Origin of the sequence: Caballeronia glebae, from assembly GCF_001545035.1 — a bacterium.
Taxonomy (GTDB): domain Bacteria; phylum Pseudomonadota; class Gammaproteobacteria; order Burkholderiales; family Burkholderiaceae; genus Caballeronia; species Caballeronia glebae.
The window spans coordinates 1-20,058 of the sequence record NZ_FCOJ02000050.1 but is presented as its reverse complement, the minus strand read 5'-3'; the positions used below and the strand labels follow the sequence as shown (position 1 = coordinate 20,058).

At 61.0% G+C, this 20,058-nt stretch carries 19 protein-coding genes; 7 read left to right on the top strand and 12 right to left on the bottom strand.

From position 1 onward, the window contains the following. Positions 1 to 75 precede the first annotated feature (75 nt). On the top strand, positions 76 to 981 hold the full coding sequence (locus AWB82_RS27235) for a LysR family transcriptional regulator (protein ID WP_086972453.1): 906 nt from the start codon (positions 76 to 78) through the stop codon (positions 979 to 981). 20 nt (positions 982 to 1,001) lie between these two features. On the opposite strand, the gene AWB82_RS27230 is transcribed toward AWB82_RS27235, so the two are convergent. From AWB82_RS27230 to ampC, 4 genes are all read right to left on the bottom strand, one after another. Further along, the gene (locus tag AWB82_RS27230; protein ID WP_096031465.1) at positions 1,002 to 2,444 is read right to left on the bottom strand and encodes an MFS transporter; all 1,443 of its coding nucleotides are present in this window, start codon (positions 2,442 to 2,444) and stop codon (positions 1,002 to 1,004) included. Positions 2,445 to 2,506: 62 nt separating this feature from the next. Continuing rightward, positions 2,507 to 4,468, bottom strand: a complete 1,962-nt coding sequence (locus AWB82_RS27225; RefSeq protein ID WP_086972452.1) for an aconitase family protein — start codon at positions 4,466 to 4,468, stop codon at positions 2,507 to 2,509. A gap of 93 nt (positions 4,469 to 4,561) precedes the next feature. Then, entirely contained in the window at positions 4,562 to 5,464 is a 903-nt protein-coding gene (locus AWB82_RS27220) for a LysR family transcriptional regulator (RefSeq protein WP_086972451.1), read from the bottom strand. 11 nt (positions 5,465 to 5,475) lie between these two features. Next, the gene (ampC, locus tag AWB82_RS27215) at positions 5,476 to 6,639 is read right to left on the bottom strand and encodes a class C beta-lactamase (RefSeq protein ID WP_086972450.1); all 1,164 of its coding nucleotides are present in this window, start codon (positions 6,637 to 6,639) and stop codon (positions 5,476 to 5,478) included. A 109-nt stretch (positions 6,640 to 6,748) separates the two neighbouring features. Here ampC and AWB82_RS27210 point away from each other — a divergent pair, with 109 nt between their 5' ends. After that, complete coding sequence (locus AWB82_RS27210; protein ID WP_086972449.1) at positions 6,749 to 7,630, top strand: LysR family transcriptional regulator; 882 nt, start codon at positions 6,749 to 6,751, stop codon at positions 7,628 to 7,630. On the opposite strand, the gene AWB82_RS27205 is transcribed toward AWB82_RS27210, so the two are convergent. Continuing rightward, positions 7,627 to 8,388, bottom strand: a complete 762-nt coding sequence (locus tag AWB82_RS27205) for a YoaK family protein (protein WP_086972448.1) — start codon at positions 8,386 to 8,388, stop codon at positions 7,627 to 7,629. The two genes, AWB82_RS27210 and AWB82_RS27205, sit on opposite strands and share 4 nt — an antisense overlap. A gap of 141 nt (positions 8,389 to 8,529) precedes the next feature. Here AWB82_RS27205 and AWB82_RS27200 point away from each other — a divergent pair, with 141 nt between their 5' ends. From AWB82_RS27200 to AWB82_RS27180, 5 genes are read left to right on the top strand one after another with little or no spacing between them, the layout of a single operon-like run. Beyond that, a complete protein-coding gene (locus tag AWB82_RS27200) occupies positions 8,530 to 9,039 on the top strand; it encodes a MarR family winged helix-turn-helix transcriptional regulator (protein ID WP_086972447.1) in 510 nt (169 codons plus the stop codon). Between the two features lie 4 nt (positions 9,040 to 9,043). Next, on the top strand, positions 9,044 to 11,155 hold the full coding sequence (locus AWB82_RS27195) for an FUSC family protein (RefSeq protein WP_086972446.1): 2,112 nt from the start codon (positions 9,044 to 9,046) through the stop codon (positions 11,153 to 11,155). 34 nt (positions 11,156 to 11,189) lie between these two features. Beyond that, on the top strand, positions 11,190 to 11,399 hold the full coding sequence (locus tag AWB82_RS27190) for a DUF1656 domain-containing protein (RefSeq protein ID WP_086972445.1): 210 nt from the start codon (positions 11,190 to 11,192) through the stop codon (positions 11,397 to 11,399). After that, on the top strand, positions 11,396 to 12,361 hold the full coding sequence (locus AWB82_RS27185; RefSeq protein WP_086972444.1) for an efflux RND transporter periplasmic adaptor subunit: 966 nt from the start codon (positions 11,396 to 11,398) through the stop codon (positions 12,359 to 12,361). The genes AWB82_RS27190 and AWB82_RS27185 overlap by 4 nt, the downstream gene beginning before the upstream one ends. A 14-nt stretch (positions 12,362 to 12,375) precedes the next feature. Then, positions 12,376 to 13,821 carry an efflux transporter outer membrane subunit gene (locus tag AWB82_RS27180; RefSeq protein WP_407643050.1) on the top strand — a complete coding sequence of 482 codons (1,446 nt, stop codon included), beginning with the start codon at positions 12,376 to 12,378 and terminating at the stop codon, positions 13,819 to 13,821. A 121-nt stretch (positions 13,822 to 13,942) separates the two neighbouring features. On the opposite strand, the gene AWB82_RS27175 is transcribed toward AWB82_RS27180, so the two are convergent. From AWB82_RS27175 to AWB82_RS37315, 7 genes are all read right to left on the bottom strand, one after another. Beyond that, a complete protein-coding gene (locus AWB82_RS27175; protein WP_235023459.1) occupies positions 13,943 to 14,974 on the bottom strand; it encodes a hypothetical protein in 1,032 nt (343 codons plus the stop codon). A gap of 361 nt (positions 14,975 to 15,335) precedes the next feature. Further along, on the bottom strand, positions 15,336 to 16,733 hold the full coding sequence (locus tag AWB82_RS27170; RefSeq protein ID WP_086972442.1) for a hypothetical protein: 1,398 nt from the start codon (positions 16,731 to 16,733) through the stop codon (positions 15,336 to 15,338). Next, positions 16,730 to 16,990: a PAAR domain-containing protein gene (locus AWB82_RS27165; RefSeq protein WP_086972441.1), complete on the bottom strand. Its 261-nt coding sequence runs from the start codon at positions 16,988 to 16,990 to the stop codon at positions 16,730 to 16,732. The genes AWB82_RS27170 and AWB82_RS27165 overlap by 4 nt, the downstream gene beginning before the upstream one ends. A 102-nt stretch (positions 16,991 to 17,092) precedes the next feature. After that, the gene (locus AWB82_RS37325) at positions 17,093 to 17,830 is read right to left on the bottom strand and encodes a T6SS immunity protein Tli3 family protein (protein WP_159462631.1); all 738 of its coding nucleotides are present in this window, start codon (positions 17,828 to 17,830) and stop codon (positions 17,093 to 17,095) included. Between the two features lie 242 nt (positions 17,831 to 18,072). Then, entirely contained in the window at positions 18,073 to 18,672 is a 600-nt protein-coding gene (locus AWB82_RS37320) for a T6SS immunity protein Tli3 family protein (protein ID WP_143756874.1), read from the bottom strand. Positions 18,673 to 18,798: 126 nt separating this feature from the next. After that, a complete protein-coding gene (locus AWB82_RS27160) occupies positions 18,799 to 19,137 on the bottom strand; it encodes a DUF3274 domain-containing protein (protein ID WP_086972440.1) in 339 nt (112 codons plus the stop codon). Positions 19,138 to 19,294: 157 nt separating this feature from the next. Continuing rightward, the gene (locus tag AWB82_RS37315) at positions 19,295 to 19,897 is read right to left on the bottom strand and encodes a T6SS immunity protein Tli3 family protein (RefSeq protein ID WP_159462630.1); all 603 of its coding nucleotides are present in this window, start codon (positions 19,895 to 19,897) and stop codon (positions 19,295 to 19,297) included. Between the last annotated feature and the right edge of the window lie 161 nt (positions 19,898 to 20,058).

Sequence of the window (20,058 nt, the reverse complement as noted above, 5' to 3'; positions counted from 1 at the left end):
GTTTTTTGCCGAGTATAGGAAGCCGATTCGAGATCGTAAAATCACGAATAAACAACTCTGGTATCTGAAAATCAGATGGCCTTCGATCTCACGCTCAGGCAATTGCGCTACTTCGTCGCCGCCGCGCAAACCGGCCAGTTCTCGATGGCGGCGGCGAACGAACATGTCTCGCAATCGGCGATCACGAATGCGGTGCTGGCGCTCGAAAGCGCGCTTGGCACGAAGTTGTTCGAGCGCCTGCCGCAAGGCGTCGCGCTGACGCCCGATGGTCAGGACTTTCATAACCACGCGCGCCGCGTGCTCGACGCCGCGCGCGACGCGATGCACATGCCGCCGTTTCGCGCGCACGATATGCGCGGCGTCGCGCGAATCGCGGCGTCCTATACGGTGCTCGGGTATTTCCTGCCGGAGCTGCTAGCGCGCTTTCGTGCGACGTATCCGTTTATCGATTTCGATCTGCGCGACATGGAACGGCCGCAGATCGAGGAAGCGGTCGCGAATGGCGAGGTCGATATCGGCGTCGTGCTGCTATCGAATCTGCAGCGCCCGAATCGCTTCGACAGTCAGGTGTTGATGCGCTCACGCCGGCAATTGTGGGTTGCGCCCTCGCATCCGCTCGCGCAGCAGCAGGCGGTATCGCTGAAGGATATCGCCGCGCATCCTTACATTCTGATCACCGTCGATGAAGGTGAGCAATCGACGATGCGCTATTGGCACAAGAAACGCATCGAACCGAACATCGCGTTTCGCACGAGTTCGATGGAGGCGCTGCGTGGACTCGTGGCGCACGGCTTCGGCGTCACCGTGCTATCGGATATGGTGTTCCGGCCGTGGTCGCTCGAAGGCAAGCGCATCGAAGCGCGGCCCGTGAACGACACCATTCCTCATATGGAAGCGGGCATGATCTGGCGCAAGGGCGCCACGTTGAGCGCCCCGTCCACCGCCGTGCAGCAGTTCCTGATTCACGCATGCGGCGGCTAGTTCGAGCGTGAATCGCGCGCTCAGTGAGAAATGCTTTCGAGCGATCGGCCGAGCGTGCGCGGTCCCATCGATCCGATGCAGATCATCACCAGAAGCATCGCGCCCGCAATGAAGCTGAATACGCCGGTCACGCCCGCCTCCTTCAGCACGAACGCGATCACGAACGAACTGAACACCGCCGATAGCCGGCTCCATGAATAGACGAAGCCCACGGCGCGGGCGCGGATCGCTGTCGGATAAAGCTCCTGCTGATACGTGTGATACGTGAACGAGATGATGTTGCCCGCGAGCGTGAGCAACACGCCGAGCGTGACGATCATCACGGCCGCCGACGCCTGGCTGAACAGCAAGCCCGCGACGATGTTCACGGCCGCCATGAACACGATCACGTGCTTACGCTCGAAACGATCGGCGATCCAGTAGCCGAGCAACGGACCGATTGGCGCGGCGAGCCCGATCACGGTCGTGTAAAGCAGGCTCGACGTGACCGTCACGCCCTGCTTGACGAGCAAGGTCGGCACCCAGTTCGCGAAGCCGTAGAAGCCAACCGTCTGACAAATATGGAAGATGATCAGCATGATCGTGCGCTTGCGGTACGGCGGCTTCCACATGTCGGCGAAACCGGCCTTGCGCGCGATCGGATCGGACGGGCCCGGCGCGGGCAGCGGCTTGCCGTATTGCAACGCGACCGTGTCTTCGAGACGGCGCAGCACTTCGTCGGCTTCGTCCATGCGGCCTTTGCTCGCCAGCCAGCGCGGGCTTTCCGGCAGATTGCGCCGGAAGTACCAGACGAACAACGCGCTCACGCCGCCCGCCAATGCAACCCAGCGCCAGCCATCGAAGCCGAACGGCGCACGCGGCACGAGCAGATACGAAAGGAACGCGACCACCGGCACGGCGGAAAAGCCGATCGCCTGACATATGGCGAACGCCCTGCCGCGCAGATGTTTCGGCGCCAGCTCCGACATATAGGTGCCAATGGTCACGAGCTCCACACCGATGCCCAGCCCCGACACGAAGCGCCAGAAGTTGAGCCAGAGCGCCGCGTCCTGAAACGCCATCACGGTATTCGCCGCGACATACCAGAGCAGCGAGTACGTGAAGATCGCGCGACGTCCATAGCGATCGGCGAGAAAGCCGCACGCGATCGTGCCGATGAACAGACCGCAGAACAACGCGGCGATGAAGCTCGCGACGCCCGTCGTGCCGAAGAGACCGGCGGTCGTCGAGGTGAGAATGCCGCTCTTCACGAGGCCCGGCGCGATATAGCCGGTGAAGAGCAGATCGTATAGCTCGAAGAAGAAGCCGAGGCTCAGCAGAAAGACGAGCTTCCACACCGCGCGTGTCGCGGGAAGCCGGTCGAGGCGTGCCGAGATGCCCGCCGTGTCCGCGACGGCGGGCGCGTCCGTGAATGCGCTGCCGGCAGCGTCGTGCAGACGCGAAGTGCCCTGCATGATGGCCATTGCTTGTCTCCTGAATGTATTTTTGAAGCCGCGTCGATGGCGGCCCTGTCGTGCTTGCGCGCTTACTTCGTGAAGCGTTGCTGCAACTCCGCGAACGATGCGATGCGCCCGGCGAGCGCGCTCGCCGCAACCGTCGGCGGGCTTGCGAGCCATACTTTCCCCGGACCCGAACGGCCCGGAAAATTTCGGTTGATCGCGCTGATGGTGACTTGCTCCGCCTGCGTCGACGAACCCGGCCCGCAGTTCGCGCACGCGCCGCACGACGGCTGCAAGAGAATCGCGCCGACGCGCTCGAACGCATCGACATAGCCTTGCGCGATGCAATAGTCGCGCACGTCCTGCGTGCCGAATTGCAGATAAAGCTTCACGTTGCCGGGCACGCGCAGGCCGCGCTTCGCCGCCCACGAAAGCACCTCGTGATAGTGATCGAAGTCCTCGCGCTTGCCCGCCGTGCACGAACCGCCGTATGCGATGTCGATATCCGGCCTTTCATCGAGCGTCTGCAGCGCGATGCCGTTGCCCGGATCGCCGGGCGCGGCGAGCATCGGCGAGAGACGCGCGCAATCGATCGCGATGATCTCGGCGTAGCGCGCGCCTTCGTCGCTTCGCATCCACGGCTCGATCGTGAAGTCGACGCCGCGCCGCTCCTTCAGGAAGCGCACGGTTTCATCGTCGGGCGCGACGATGCCCGTGAAGCCGCCTAGCTCGGCGGTCATGTTGGTGAGCGTCGTGCGCTCGTCGGTCGAAAGGCTCGCGATGGCCGTGCCCGCGAATTCGAACACCTTGCCGACGCCCGCGCCCGCGCGTATGCGCGAATCCGCGAGCAGATGAAGCACGATGTCTTTCGCGGTGACGCCCGCCGGAATCGGTCCCGATAGTTCGATGCGCAACGATTGCGGCACCGTCATGCGCACCGCGCCGGTGACGAATGCGTTCGCCATGTCCGTCGTGCCGACGCCGAACGCGACGCAGCCGAGCGCGCCGCTATGTGGCGTATGCGAATCCGTGCCGACGATCACCTGACCCGGCAACGCGTAACGCTCGGCCATCATCGCGTGCGAGATGCCTTCGGAACCTTCGTCGCGTTCGCTATTGGCTTCGCTCAGATAGCCGTGATTGCGCACGTCGTAGTCATGCGCGAACGCGCGATGCGCCGCCGACAACTCGCGCACGTTCGGCAGCAGGCCGTTGCGAATATGCAGTTCGCTGCGATGCGAATACGACAGATGATCCTCGAACGCGAGCATGCTGCGCGGCTCGTGCAACGTCAGCGGACGGCCGAAGGTCGCGTGCAGCATGTGCGCGGCCATGCCGGTGTAGTACTCGTGGATGAAGCGCCAGTCCGCGCGCACGAAGATGCCGTTGCCCGGCACGAGCGCCGCGTTCGTCACGTCGGTCGTCAGTGCGTGGCGCGCGAGAATTTTTTCGACGAGCGTGCTAGGAGCGTCATCGTTCGATGCTTCGCCGATACTCACTCGTTGCATATGCAACTTTCCGTATCGCAGCAGGCCGCCGCTCTTCAGAATCGCCGCCGCCAACGGATCGCGATCCGCGACGAGTTCTTCGATATCGATCGTCTCGCCGCGCCGGATGCGCTCGATCAGGCCGAAATCCGTCGACGTGAAAAGCCCGAGGTTGTCCGCGTTCTGCCGATAAATCCGCTCGAAACTGCGCGCGATGACGAGCCGGATGCCCGCGCAATACTCGGCGAGCGGGCTGTGTTCGCGCGACGAGCCCTTCCCGTAGCGATTGCCCGCGACCGTCACCTGAAAGCGGCCCGCGCGCACCGCATCGTGGCCGATGGGATTGCGCCCGCCCGCATGACAGCCGACATACGGACATTGACCGAGACGCTCGTCGAAACGCGTGAGCACGCTAATCGGCGTGATCTCGTCGGTGGAGACATCGTCGCGCAGCGCGCCCGCTTCATCGAGCGTCAGGTCAACGCCCGCAAGCTGCCGCTCGACCTTCGCCGCGTCCGCGCCGAGAAATAGGATTCGCCCGCTTACATCCAGACTGGCCATCGCACTCTCCTTCGACGCCAATCTAGACGCACCCGCGCGCGCGCATGAAGTGTTCGTTCAGCACAGGGGGCATCGCGAGATGCGATGTCCGCGTTAACCCTCGTCGATAAGCGTATCGATAAGCGTATCGATCAGCGCCTGCACCGCCTTCAGGCGCGACGACTTGCGCGGCGCATGCACGTGCAGGCAACGGCCGCTGCCCCACGTTTCGCGCAACGGCACACGCACGAAGTTGCGCGATCCCGCGAACGCCGACGCGGCGCTCGTCGGCACGATGCCGATGCCGAGGCCCGCCTCGACCATGCGGCACTGCGCGTCGAAGCTGTTGACGGTGACGGTCACGTTGAGCGGCATGCGCGCGGCATCGGCGTGTTCTTTCAAGGTCTGATCGAGCGAGCCTCCCGCCTGCAACGCGACGAGCGCAAAGCGCGTCACTTCGGCAAAGCTCAACGAGTCCGCTTGCGCGAGTTCGTGATCGGGCGGCAGGACGACCATCAGCGGATCGTCGACGAAGCGCCATGAATCGAGTCCCGCGTGTGCCTTCGTGCTCGCCGATATGCCTACATCCGCGCGATCGTCGAGACAGGCGCGTATCACTTCGTCGCTGATCTGTTCCGTCAGCGCGATCTCCACGAGCGGATAGCGCGTCTTGAAGAGCGTCAGACGTTCGGGCAGGAAGCCCACGATCGCCGATGCATTCGCATGCAAACGCACGACGCCCGCGATCTGGCCGCTCATCGACTGGACTTCGCGCGCCATGCTCTCCAGCTGGCCATGAATGGAGCGCGCGCTGGAATAAGCGTGCTGCCCCGCTTCGGTCAGTTGCACGCCCGAAGGCGAGCGGATCAGGAGCGCGACGCCGATGGCCGCTTCGAGATCCGCGATGCGCCTGCTCAATGCCGACGCCGCGATGTGGCTGCGGCTCGCGGCGCGCGCGATCGATCCCTCCTCGACGACCGCGATGAAAAGTTCGAGACTGTAGGGATCGATCCGCATGGTTGTTGTGTTTATCGTCCGCCGGCTAACGACGCGATGATTGCATACGCGGCCTTCACGCGCTCTTCGTTCGGGATGTTCCGGTTCGCGAGCATCACGATGCCCACGCGCGCCTTCGGCACGAACGCGATATATGCGCCGAAACCATTGGTCGAGCCGGTCTTGTTGATCCACACGTCGTCGCGCGGGGCTTGCGGCGGATCGATGCGCGTGACGGACATCGCGTTCGTGATCATCGAAGCCGCGTTTCCTTCAAGCAGCGGCTGCAACGCGACCGGATACGGATACTGCTCCCAGATAAGGTCCTGCGTCAGCGGACCCGCCTGAAAATAGGCCGTGTGCGTGGCGTCGACGGCACGCTGGACCGCCGGATCGATACGCACCATGTTCATGTTGATCTGCAGGTAGCGCGTCATGTCCGCCGCCGTAGATCTCACGCCGAAAGCTTCCGCCGAGAGCACGCCGCCTTTCATGCGAATCGGCGTGTCGTCTTTCGTATAGCCTTGCGCGTAATCGCGCTGCTTAGATGCGGGCACGTCGATATAACTGTGCTTCAACCCGAGGGCGGGAAAGAGGCGCGTTTGCATCAGCGGGGTGAAGTCCTGCTTCATGCTCTTCGCGGCAATCAGACCGAGCGTGCCGATGCCGGGATTCGCATACGTGCGGATCGTGCCGGGCGGCTGAGCCGGACGCCATGTCCTGAAGTACTGCATCAACTGGTCGTTGTCGTGAATGTCATCGGGCACTTGCAGCGGCAGGCCGCCCGGCGTGTGCGTGCCGAGATTCAACAGCGTCACCTTGCCGAACTCGGTGCCGTCGAGCGATGGAAGATATTTGCTCACCGGATCGGTCAGCGAGAGATCGCCTTCGACCTGCGCGTAGGACGCGAGCGTCGCGGTGAGGGTCTTGCTGATCGAGCCGACCTCGAAGAGCGTATCGCGCGTGACGGGCTGGTTAGTCGCCTTCGACGCCACGCCGTAGTCGAACACATAAGGCTTGCCGTCCACGACGACGCCCACCGCCATGCCGTGAATGCCGTGCAGCGCCATCAACGGCTTGATGGTCTGATCGACGGTCGCCCGGATGCTCGCGACATCGCTTGCATGCGCGGCGCCGGACATCGCGCCAAAAGAAAAAATGCTTGCCGCCAAAAGGCTCAGCGCACGAAACTTCATTGTCTTGATCCTTCGTTCTGGTTGGTGTGACTTGGAACGAAGCGAAATATCCGCTCTTTTGCGCGCTTGCACAATCGAGGATAATTTACCGCTGGCAATAGAAAAACTTATGGGAACCATGCGACCTCATCTTCCGCTGAACGCGTTGCGCGCGTTCGAAGCATCGGCCCGGCACTTGAGCTTCACGCGCGCCGCCCAGGAATTGAACGTCACGCAGGCGGCCGTCAGCCAGCAAGTGCGCGCGCTGGAGGAACGGCTCGGCACGCCGCTCTTCAGACGCCTGCCGCGCGGCCTGAGCGTCACCGACGAAGGGCGCGCGCTGCTGCCCGTGCTGAGCGACGCGTTCGGCCGCATCGAAGCCGTGCTCAAGCAATTCGACGGCGGCCACTTTCACGAGGTGCTGACGGTGGGCGTCGTCGGCACATTCGCGGTCGGGTGGCTGATGCCGCGGCTGAAAGCGTTTCGCGAGACGCATCCGTTCGTCGAGTTGCGGCTCCTCACGCATAACAATCTCGTCGATCCCGCGTCCGAAGGACTCGACTTCGCCATCCGCTTCGGCGCGGGCACGTGGCCGGCGACACACAACGCGCGCCTGCTCGATGCGCCGCTCGCCGCGCTATGCGCACCCGACATCGCCCGGCGTCTCGGCAAGCCGTCCGATCTCGCCAACGAAGTGCTGCTGCGCTCCTATCGCGCGGACGACTGGATCGACTGGTTCGACGCCGCCGGCCTCGACGCGTGGACAATGAACGGCCCCGTCTTCGATTCGTCGCGTCTGATGGTGGAAGCAGCGGTGCAAGGCGCGGGCGTCGCGCTCGCGCCGCCGCGCATGTTCGTGCGCGAGTTGCAGGGCGGGCTGCTCGTGCGCCCGTTCGAGATCGAAGTGAAGACCGGCGGCTATTGGCTCACGTGGCTCAAGTCGCGGCGGCTTTCGCACGGCATGACGCTGTTTCGCGACTGGATCGTCGCAGAAGCCGCCGAGGCCGTCTAGCGGCGCGCCCGACGTCTGCCGGCCGCGAGATCGTCCGCGAGCGGCACGCACGAGAACAGCAACAGCACGGCGGCGAGCGGCACGGTCGTCGCGAAGCCGAAATGCGCGAAACCGATCGCGCCCGCGAAACCGCCGAGCATGAACATCGCGAAGAGCGAGCTCAGCAGCACGAGACGCGCGTAATTCGCGCGCACGTAGGCGGCGTCGTCACGCGACATGCCGCGGTTCCAGTACAGACTCTTGCCGATTTCGATGCCGATGTCGGTCACGAGTCCCGTCACGTGCGTCGTGCGAATCTCGGCCTTCGATATCTTCGTGATCATTGCATTTTGCAGGCCCATCACGAAGCAGAGCAACGCAACGGTCAACGGTACGTCCCACACGCGATGCGTCTCCAGATTCGCGCCGAGCATGCCGAACACGAGCAGAAGCGCGGCTTCCAGCAAGAGCGGCGTTGCAAACACGCTATGCGCGCGCCGCTGCCGTCCCCAGTTGATGAGCACCGCGGAGGTCGCCGCGCCGCCGAGAAACGCGCCGACCGCGGCGATCGCGGAGAACACGAACGCTATCTGGCCGAGCACGAGGTTATCGGCGATGGAAGAAACCAGTCCCGACATGTGCGACGTGTATTGCCCGACGGCGAGAAAGCCGCCCGCATTGGCCGCGCCCGCGACGAAGGCGAGCGCGCAGCCGAGGCGCCGGTTGGCGGAATCGGTGCGGCTGGGCGAGGTCAGGCCACGAAGATAGGCGATCGGCATGGCGGCGCGGGCGAAATGATCGAGCCGAAAAGATAGCACGCCGATATGCGCATGCGCCCATGCCTTACGTACGCAATCTGAAAGAAAATTCGTAAGTAGATAGCATGCTAACGAATAAACTTCTCGCTATAATCCCGCCGCATGACTCAACTCGATCTTCTGCGCCGCTCCGTGAGCAGCACGCTCGTGCTTGCCGCGCGACGCTGGCGCCGCACGAGCCACGGCGTGCTCGCCTCGTATGGCGTGTCCGAAGCGTGCGCCGTACCGCTGCTCACGGCCAACCGGCTCGGCGCGGCGGTGCGTCAGGTGACGCTCGCGGAGCATGTCGGCATCGAAGGGCCATCGCTCGTGCGGCTGCTCGATCAGCTTTGCGCGGCCGGTCTCGTGCGGCGCGACGAAGATCCGGAAGACAAGCGCGCCAAGACCATCACGCTCACCGACGAAGGCCGCGCCGTCACCGCGCGCATGGAAGAGCGTCTCGTCACGCTGCGCGCGCGGCTCTTGAAAGGCGTGAGCCGCGCAGACCTGGAAACGACGCTGCGCGTGCTCGAAGCATTCAGTGCGTTGCCGGATGCGAAACTGCTCGCCGCATTGGACGCGATCGACGAAACCGCCCAGCCGGCGCGGCCGGCCGCAAAGCGCGGAGCCTAGCGCCATGTCCTTTCCTTCCGCGCGCGACTGGCTCTTTTCCGCCAAGACCTTCGCCGCCGCGATGATCGCGCTTTACATCGGCCTCGCGCTCGAATTGCCGCGTCCTTATTGGGCGATGGCGACCGTTTATATCGTGTCGAATCCGTTCGTCGGCGCGACGCGCTCGAAGGCGCTGTATCGCGCCCTCGGCACGATGATCGGCGCATCGGGCGCGGTGTTGATCGTGCCGCCTTTCGTCGAGTCGCCGTTTCTTTTCAGCGTGATCGTTGCGTTGTGGACGGGCACGCTGCTCTATCTTTCGATGTTCGACCGCAGCGCGCGCAGCTACGTGTTTCTGCTCGCGGGCTACACGCTGCCGCTGATCGCCCTGCCCGCCGTGACGAATCCGACGGCCGTCTTCGATCTCGCGATCGCGCGCACCGAAGAGATTCTGCTCGGGATCGTGGTGGCGAGCATCGTCGGCAGCGCTGTGTTTCCGAGCCGCCTCGCGCCGACGCTCATCCTCCGAACGGATGGATGGTTTCGCGACGCCATCTTCTATGCAAGCGAAACGCTTTCGGGGCGCATCGCGGGCGCGTCGATATCGGCGGCGCGCCAGCGGCTCGCGGCCACCGTCAACGGGCTCGAAATCCTGCTGAGCCAGTTGACCTACGATCACACGCGGCCCGACATCATCCGTCGCGCGCGCGCGTTGCAGGGACGCATGCAGATCTTTCTGCCGCTGATTTCGTCGATGGCCGATCCGCTCATCGAACTGATCGCGAAGCACGGCAAGCATCCGGCGGGGCTCGAAGCGCTCCTGAAGGATGTCGCCGCGTGGGTCGCCTCGCCCACGCCGCGCGCTGAACTCGACGTTGAAAACGAGCGCGAGCCCGATGCGCTGCGCGAACGCGCTATCGCGATGCGTCCGCCGGTCGAAGCGCTGGCGAGCGCGGACGGCGCGCTGCTGTCGAACGCGCTGTGGCGGCTCGGCCAGGTCATCGACGTATGGCAGGACATCCGTGCATTGCGCGCGGCCATTCTCAACGAGACGAGCGAATGGCGTCCGCACTTCCGGCACTGGCGTCTCGGCGGCACGGCGCGCTTTTTCGATCGCGGCATGATGCTCTTTTCGACGGGCGTCGCGGTGAGCGCGATCATCGTCGCGTGCGGCCTGTGGATCGAATCCGGATGGAACGACGGCGCGGGCGCCGTGACGCTCGCCGCCGTCGCGTGCTGCTTCTTCGCCGCGCTCGACGAGCCCGCGCCGCAAGTGTTCACGTTCTTTCTCGCGACCTGCCTGAGCGTCGTGCTCGCCGGACTCTACGTGTTCGCCGTGTTGCCGCACGTACACGACTTCCCCATGCTCGTGATGATTTTCGCGGTGCCGTTTCTTATCATCGGCACGCTTATTCCACGGCCCCGCTTCACGCTCGTGACGATGCTCACGGCGGTCAACACCGCGACGTTCATCAGCATTCAGAGCGCCTACGAAGCGAACTTCTTCGTGTTCATCAACAGCAATCTCGCGGGCGTCGCGGGCCTGCTCTTCGCGTTCATCTGGACGCGCATGACGCGTCCCTTCGGCGCGGAGCTGGCGGCCGCGCGTCTCACACGTTCGGCGTGGGCGGATATCGTGTTGAGCGCGTCGTCGTCGGTGGTTATCGAGGATCAGCGCAATCTCTATGCACGCATGCTCGACCGGCTGATGCAGCTTCTGCCGCGTCACGCGGCGACGGACTCGCATCGTCATCCGTCCATCGAGAGCTTTCGCGATTTTCGCGTCGCGCTGAATGCGCTCGATCTGCGCCGCACGCGCCGCAAGCTGCCGATCGATATTCAGACTTCCGTCGACGATACGCTCGACGCGTTGCGCCGCTACTTCGAACTGTGCATCGCGCGACGCGCACGCCAGAGCGTGCCGCCCGAGCTGATCCGCAGCATCGATGCGACGAGTGTACAAGTCACGTCGCGCGCGCTCGCGCAATCGCAGAACCCCGACGCGGTCGTGTCCGAACGCTGGCTGCGCGACACGCTGCATGCGCTCGTCGGCATGCGCCTGTCGTTGCATCCGCCCGCTACGCAGGCGCAACCGAAGGCCGCCGACGGCGCGCCGCCGCGCGAGGAACCGGCATGATCTTCGTCCTTCATTTTTTATCGGAACGCCACATATGATCGGCGAAATCGACATTCTCGGCGTGTTCGTGCCGGCCGTGCTCGTGCTGATGTTCATCGCCTATCTTTTGAATCTGGCGATTCGCAACGTGCTCGCGCGCGTCGGCTTTTATCGTTTCGTGTGGCATCGTTCCATCTTCGATCTCGGCATCTATGTTCTGTTGCTGGGAGTTGTCGTCATCGTTTCGCAGCGGCTCATCTCGTGAAAAAAACCTGGTTCTCCCTCGGGCAGATTCTGCTTACGCTCATCGTCGTCGCGATCGCGTGCGTCGTGTTGTGGAAGCTCGTCGACTACTACATGTTCGCGCCGTGGACGCGCGACGGCCACGTTCGCGCCGACGTCATCCAGGTCGCGCCCGACGTGTCCGGCCTCATCACCGACGTGAAGGTGGCCGACAATCAGCAGGTCAAAAAAGGCGATGTGCTCTTCGTGATCGACCGGGCGCGTTACACGCTTGCGTTGCGCAATGCGCAGGCGAGCGCGCAGCAACGCCGCGCCACGCTCGATCAGGCGCGCCGCGAAGATGCGCGCAATCGCGCGCTTGGCAATCTCGTCGCGCGCGAAGTGGTGGAGGAAACGCAGTCGCGAGTCGAGCAGGCGACGGCCGCGCTCGCCGATGCCGACGTCGCGATCGATACCGCGCGTCTGAATCTGCAACGCACGGAGATCGTGAGTCCCGTCGATGGTTATCTGAACGATCGCGCGCCGCGCACCGGCGAATTCGTGGCGGCGGGGCGCGCGGTGCTTTCGGTGGTCGACATGAACTCGTTCCGCGTCGATGGCTATTTCGAGGAAACCAAGCTGGGCGGCATCGATATCGGCCAGCCCGTCGATATCAAGGTGATGGGCGAGGCCGGCATTCTGCGCGGCCATGTGCAGAGCATCGTCGCGGCGATCGAAGACCGCGACCGTCAGCAAAGCCCGAGTCTGTTGCCGAACGTGAATCCCGCGTTCAGTTGGGTGCGGCTCGCGCAACGCATTCCCGTGCGCGTGACGCTCGATGAAATCCCCGCTGATTTCCGCATGATCGCGGGCCGCACGGCGACGGTCTCGGTACGCGGCATCGGGCCGAAGATCGGCAAGCGCGCGGCGTCGGAGACTTCTCCGGCGTCCGCGCCCGCGCCGACTTCGAGCGTGTCGGTCCCGGCATCGGGCGCGTCGCGATGAACGGCGTGCGCATCATGAAAGCGATCGCTATCGCGGCTTCCTCGGCCTTTGCGCTGTTCGGCTGCACGACCGTCGGACCGGACTACACGCTTCCCGGACACGCCGCGGTCAACGCGCCCTACGCGAACGGCGCCATCGACGGCGCGGATCGCGCGCCCGTCACGCAGGGCGAAGTGCCCGCCAAGTGGTGGCGTCTCTATGACGATCCCGTCGTCGATCAACTGGTCACGCAGGCGCTCGCGTCGAACACGGATTTGCGCATCGCCGCCGCGAATCTCGCGCGTTCGCGCGCCGAAGTCGAATACGCGAATCAGCAAGGCGGATTCTCCGGCAAGACATCGGCCGCGTTTCAGCGCGCGCAGGAATCGGCGGAGCAATATCTGTTGACGGAGAAGCTTCCCGTCGTCAACGAGGGCGCGCTCGATCTTTCCATTTCCTATGAGCTCGATCTGTTCGGCAAGCTCAGGCGCGGCGTCGAAGCGGCGAACGCGGACGATGAAGCCGTCGAGGCCGCGCAGGATCTCGCGCGCATCACGGTGGTCGCGGATGTCGTGCACGCGTATGTCGAATCGTGCTCGGCGGCCGAAGAACTGGACATCGCGCAGAAGTCGCTCAACTTGCAGAAGGAGCGCGTGAAGCTCACGCAACGTCTGCGCGATGCGGGCCGTGGCAATCAGTCGGAAGTCACGCGCGGACAGACGCAGGCCGATACGCTCGCCGCCGACATTCCGCGCTTCGTCGCGCGCCGCCGCGTCGCGCAGTATCGGCTCGCGATGCTGCTCGCGCGCGCGCCGTCCGACTTGCCCAAAGCCGCCCTCGCCTGCCGGAAGCTGCCGAAGCTGCGCGCGCCGATTCCCGTCGGCGATGGCGCGGCCTTGCTGAAACGCCGTCCCGACGTGCGTCAGGCCGAACGGCAACTCGCGTCATCGACGGCGCGCATCGGTGTTGCGACGGCGGCGCTGTATCCGTCGGTGAGTATCGGCGCATCGGCGGGATCGGTCGGCATCGCGGAGGATCTGTTCGGCGCGAACACGAATCGCTGGGCGTTCGGGCCGCTCATTAGCTGGAGCTTTCCGATCAACGGTCAGCGAGCGCGCGTTCATCAGGCGGAGGCATCGACGAGCGGCGCGCTCGCGCGTTTCGACGGCGTGGTGCTGAAGGCGCTGCAGGAAACGCAAAGCAGCCTCGCGACGTATGCGTCCGACACCACGCGCGCCGACGCATTGCGCACCGCGTATCAATCGGCGATCCAATCCGCCGATGAAACGAACCGCTTGTATCGCGGGGGACGCGAGTCGTTCCTCAACGATCTCGATGCGACGCGCACGCTTACGAGCGTCGCGGCGCAGGTCGCGGCCGCCGAAGCTCAGGTGGCGACCGATCAGGTCAACCTCTTTCGCGCGCTTGGTGGCGGCTGGGAAACCGACGAAGCCATCGCGCAGAATGCGAAGGGGAAGTAGGGGGATTGGGAGGCGGTTCTAAAGACGAACGTGAAAGGCTTTGTTTTGCTGCGGCGGATTGAACTAGTCCAGCCCTGACCACCGATACCAAGGCAATGACTCGTGCGAGTCCACGCCGCGCTCAGCCATCGACGTCGTAACGCTTGCGCTTGGACCGGTTCTTCGTGCGATCGAGGATGGCGCAGTTCGGGCACCAGCTTCCCTTCTTGATGTTGTCCGGTATGGCCAGCCATACGTGCCCTAAACGACACTTCCATTCGAGTTTGGTTCTGCCGTGGATCACATCCGTCGAAAGACACGCTCCACCGCGCTCGGCCGCGATCGCTTGCATTTGTTCGATAGAGATACGTCGCTCGAAAACATAGCAGCGCTTACACCACACGCCTTGCCATATGTGCCGGGCCGCCTGCGTCCATTCGTGACCTCGGGCGCAACGAAACGCATAGCGATCCTTCGAACCCGTGTAGACCGTGGCCAGGCACTCGCCTTGATGCAATCTTGCAGCCTCGTGCAAGCGTTCCAAGCCATCCTGATGGAGCAGAGCTTCGGCGGCTCGACGTCCTAACGCAAGTTGCGCACATCGAAGACACCAACTACCTGCGGCGACATCTCCGCCCTTGGCCTCCCAGTGGTGCCCCTGCCCGCACTCGAAGGAATATCGGGCGTTTCTCCCTTCATATCGGTCGGAGAGACATCGCCCGCCTTTTGCTGCGGCAGTCGCTTGCAGTTCTTCGAGTCCATCGCTTTTGACTAGCGTGGGCCTGCCACGCCCGCATCGGTGGCACCAACGTCCGGCGTAGATATTGCGCCCCAGCGTTTCCCATTCGTGTCCCTTGGCACACCGCAAGCGATAGCGATCGCGCAATCCGGTGAATGTGCCCAGCAAGACGCCTCCACGCTGCGCAACAAGGGAAAGGCAACGCGCCTTTACCTGTTCGGCTTCGCACTCGGCGCATTGGGGAACGCTGTGTGTCTGTATGATCTGTTTCGCCGCACGATACAGACGATGACCGTTTTGGCATTCGAATTCATAGCGCGCACTGAAGCTCTTCCAATCGCTCGAACGACACTTCCAGCCGAGCGCAGCCGCATACTCATGCAACAGCTTTAATAACGATGACGGCTCCTGCAGTGAAACGGTTCTTTGGTCCATAGTTACGCTTAATCTTCGATACAGACAAACACTCGCCGCCGTGGCTGGCCGTGAGCGCAGGCATCGCCTCGAACACGATCACGATCAACCCGAGAGTTCCGGCAGCGTAACCAGATCGGGATCGTCAGTGATGCTTTCCTCCGACCGCCGCCTTCCTCGGACAGCACGATAGCGACGCCCTCGCTGCCAAAGCCCGCCACCACGATGGCGAGTATCGCGGTGACGGACAGCCACCGGCCCCGAATTAGATCTTCCACTTACCTTCCTCTGCCTGCTCTTATTTTGGGCACAACGAAAGCCGCGTCTACGGCGACCTTAGCGGCCATGAAGCGCAAGCGCCCGCGGCCCGAAAGGCAATTCATCAATAAAACGTCTCATGGAATGTCCGTGTGTCGTGCTCGCGGTCGAAGAACGCCAGCCCGGCCTGACACAGAATGAGCACCATAAATCCGATACACAGCCAGATCGTGAAGTCGACGCTCATCACGCTCGGCGCGATCTTGCGCAGGCACAACACAAAACCGGAGAGAAACAACATTCCCAACGCCCAGACGACGGACAGCAGCGGCACGTCCTCATCCTTCGGATATGGCACAGGTGGTGGCGCGACGCTCACCAAATTCAACGCCACGCCGCCGCGCTGTGGCGTGGCGACGAGTTGCGCACCCTGTCCGTGCTGAACCATCTCCGCTGCCAACGCTTGAATCAGCCAGCCGGTGATCGGCCCAGGCTGGCCGATTGCCCGGTCCAGATCCTGCTCGCGCACGTCAAGTTCCGCATCGCGTGCCGCAGCGACCGTGGAATTCTTCGCCAAGCTATTCAAGCGACTGAACCACAGGTTGCGGATTTTCTTTTGCGGCGCCTGTTCCGCGCGCAGCAAGCTCGCCATCGCCGCTCCCGCCGTATCCGGCTCTGCGAAGATTGGCCGCATGATGCAGGCGCGGGCTTTGAGGCTCTTGCTGCGCGCGAGGACCGCCGGTCGCGTGAAGAGCATAGCGACCGCCGCTTCCGAGAAAGCTGGCGCGTCCTCGCCCTGATGCAACTGGAAGGCGATTACCAGTCGGTAGTCCGGCAGGGGCTGGCCCGAAAACCACGCGTCGTTCAGCGGCAGCTCGTCGTCAAATGGCAGCCACGCAATGTTCGATGCGCTGGGCAGCTCAAGCTTGCGCCAGGATCGCTCCAGAAACAGCTTCTCCTCACGCCTGACCGCATGCAATACGATGTCGAACTTCCCCTCTTTTGCGACACGCCTAATCGAATCGGTAAGTGGCATCACTAGAGCCTCGATCACTTGCTCCTGCCTGCTCCTACTCCTCGAGTTGCCGAACTCTGCGAGCTGCAAGGCTTTGTCCGGATTAGCAGGCTCGGAGGGTGCCAGACCGAGCATGCGCTCGGCAAGGTCGTTTTCCGGTGTCAGAACGGTGCTGTCGAGCAGAACGAGATGCGAGCGCGTCCAGTGCTGCCAATCAGCAAATCGGCTTCTGCAAAGCAAGTTCCACCACTGAGTTTTATGCTGCCAGTCCTCAAATGTTCGGTTGTAGTACATGCAGCACAGCGCCAGCCAAAGCAACGAAGGCGCTACAAGTATTTCGAGCAAGAAGTCAGCCGACATCGTCGACTGACCTTTGGGCCACAGCCAGACTGTCACGACAACCGCAATAAGTTCCACCAGCACGTACAACAGGACATAGACCCAGACGGAGGGTGCCTTTGCTGCCTCCTGCTCCGGGATAATCGGCGCTCGCCAGGTCATGTTCATTTGATACTCACACCCTTGCCGCTGGCGATCACCTGACTGCCGCAGCGCGTGCGGCACATATGTACAGCCCACTTGCGGCCATGCTCGCTATAGCCCTCTGCAGATTCGATGATCGGGTTGTCGCCATGTTCAGGGCACGACACCATATCGTCAATTAGCGCGACCTTGCGCCGGCTTTCAAGGAAGTAGCTGGACGACGCGGTAATGACCTTGCCGCCATGCGTAGTGGCATCACCTAAAGAAACGGGCTTTGTCATGATTTTTGGACTCCTTTCGTGGAGTGGACTTATACACAGGTTGCGTTCCACCGAGATCCCCGAGGACATACGCTGCTCTCTTACGGTTCGCGTCGGTTCTTCCTAATCTCCGCTCGTTGGCAGGATCGATGTATCGCAGATGTAGTGGTCTTGGCCGGACGGAGTGCGAACACCAGAAAGAACGCCAGGTCTTATCGACATGCGAAAGGCATCACCTTCTATTCCTTCTGGATATGGTCGATTGAGGTCGACTCCCTTAACTAAAGGATACTGTATTGCATGCCCATCTTGCCCTTCCTGATCGCGTTGAATGACATACATGCGATCTTTCAAAACAACGAATTGATAACGCCGCGAACTTCTAACTGGATCGTAAGAAATGCTATTACGGTCGTATTGCATCCAATTGAAGGTTTTTCCGCCATCAGTCGAATAGGCCACGTAGTCCCTACATCCTCGATCGCCACACGAACCAGTTGTAACTGTTGGAACAGCAACATTCATCCCCGTCTGATCATCAATTATCAGCTTTCCTAAAAAACCATTTGGCGAGGTATGACCGACTCTCGTCCTCACGCCGCTCTTCGTGTCGTTGTACCAAGTCTCGCCCGAACAATTGTCGTAGCTTTCCAGTGTAATGAAGCGATGGCCATCAATTTTGTAAATTACCTGAGGGGGTGTATTGTATTTTTTCCAGTTCTCGGAAATCATCAATGCGGGCTTCGCGTCTGGCAACGGCATGTCGCTATACGTGTAACGCCCTGTATCTGGCATCCTTGTTTGCTGACACGCTGTCAGAATCGTTAAACAAGATAGCACTATCAATGGCAAACGTTTCATGGGGTGTATACCGTTTTGTTTAGTTTTTTACGTTCTTTTTCCGCAGCCACGATTTCATCCGTCACCATCTCTGGATCGATTCCGCTCGGAACAGGCGGAACCTGGAACGCTCCTCAATTGCTTTTCCAGTTGATGAACCGATCCCAGACTCTTGGAGTGCGGCTTACATATGGTTGCGTTCAGTCAAGAACACCGAGGCCATACGCTGCGATCATACAGTTCATATTCTTAGTTAGTTCGTCCTAGTCGCCGTTCGTTGGCAGGATCGATGCATCGCAAATGTAATGATCTTGACCGGAGGGAGTATGCAGGCCTGACGGTATGCCGCTGTCGTAATTGAGACGTTTACCGCCAGGAATCGTGTTCATGCTTTTATTTGAAAGATCATCATCTAACGGATATCTATCGGTCACCGTTGGCCCATATTTCCCGGCTGAATAAGTGACAAATAGCGAGTCATTCGTGACAGCAAACACGTAGCGTTTAGAGCTGTTCATAGAGTTAGTGGTATGGTCATAGACGTCATACCGAAACCATTTAAACGTTCGGCCCCCATCCGTTGAATACGCTGCGTAATTTGTGCACCCCCGATCCCCGCACGAACCACTTGTAACCGTTGGAACAACAACATTCATTCCGGTCTTGTCGTCAATTATCAGCTTTCCTAAGAAACCATTCGGCCACGTATGACCGATTCTCGTCCTCACGCCGCTCTTCGTGTCGTTGTACCAAGTCTCGCCCAAACAATTGTCGTAGCTTTCCAGTGTAATGAAGCGATGGTCATCAATTTTGTAAATTATCTGAGGGGGTATATTGTATTTTTTCCAGTTCTCGGAAATCATCAACGCGGGCTTCGCGTTTGGCAACGGCGCATCGCTATACGTGTAACGTCCTGGGCTTGACACCTGCGTTTGCTGACACGCTGTCAGAATCGTTAAAAAAAAATAGCACCATCAATGGTAAACGTCTCATGGGGTATATACCGTTTTGTTTTGCTTTTGACGTTCTTTTTCCGCAGCCACGATTTCATCGGTCACCGTCTCTGGATCGATTCCGTTGGGAACAGGCGGAACCTGGAACGCTCCCGCATCAAAATACTCATCGGTAAACTGCGTCCAGTCCGCATCACGAATGAGGCCCAGCCAAAATTGAGGCAGATTGTAGGAGTCGCAAAAACCGATCGGCAAGTCCCACGCCGCTACTCGGCTCATGAACTCATGATGTTGCGGCAGCGTGCTATGGTTGGTCGGCATACGCTGATACTCCTCAAACCGCTTAATCATTTCATCGTGGTTTTCTGTTCGCATGACCGGTCCAGTTGTGTAGGGAGCGTTCCTCACTTGGTTCTCCATTTCTTGAACCGATCCAATATTTTTAGAAAGAGTTTATATATGGTTGCGTGCAATCAAGAGCACCGAGGCCATACGCTGCTCTCGTGCCGTTCAAATTTTTGGTAAATTCATCCTAGTCCCCGTTTGTTGGCAGGATCGACGTATCGCAGATGTAGTGGTCTTGGCCGGAGGGAGTGCGGTGACTCGTCAAGAGCTCAGGGTCAGCGGAAAGATTAAAAGAGCCGCCTCTAATACCCGGCGGATACGGCTTACCCAGATTAATTCCCGGAACGAGTGGATAGTAAGCAACGTAGGCGCGGCTTTCACGCCCCTCAACTACATACAAACGATCAGATGTTATCAAGAACGTATAGTCTTTCGAGTTTTTCTGTGAATCGAAAGTTATATTGCTTTCGTCGTAACGCATCCACGCGAATGTTTTCCCGCCGTCTGTCGAGTAAGCGGCATAATTCATACACCCCCGATCCCCACACGAACCAGTTGTAACCGTTGGAACGACTACATTCATCCCCGTCTGATCATCAATTATCAGCTTTCCTAAAAATCCATTCGGCGAAGTATGGCCGACTCTCGTCCTCACGCCGCTCTTCGTGTCGTTGTACCAAGTCTCGCCCGAACAATTGTCGTAGCTTTCCAGCGTAATGAAGCGATGGTCATCAATTATGTAAATTGTCTGAGGGGGTGTATTGTATTTTTTCCAGTTCTCGGAAATCATCAACGCGGGCTTCGTGTTTGGCAACGGCATGTCGCTATAAGTGTAACGCCCTGTATCTGGCATCTGTGGTTGCCGACACGCTGTCAGAATCGTTAAACAAGATAGCACTATCAATGGCAAACGTTTCATGGGGTGTATACCGTTTCGTTTAGTTTTTTACG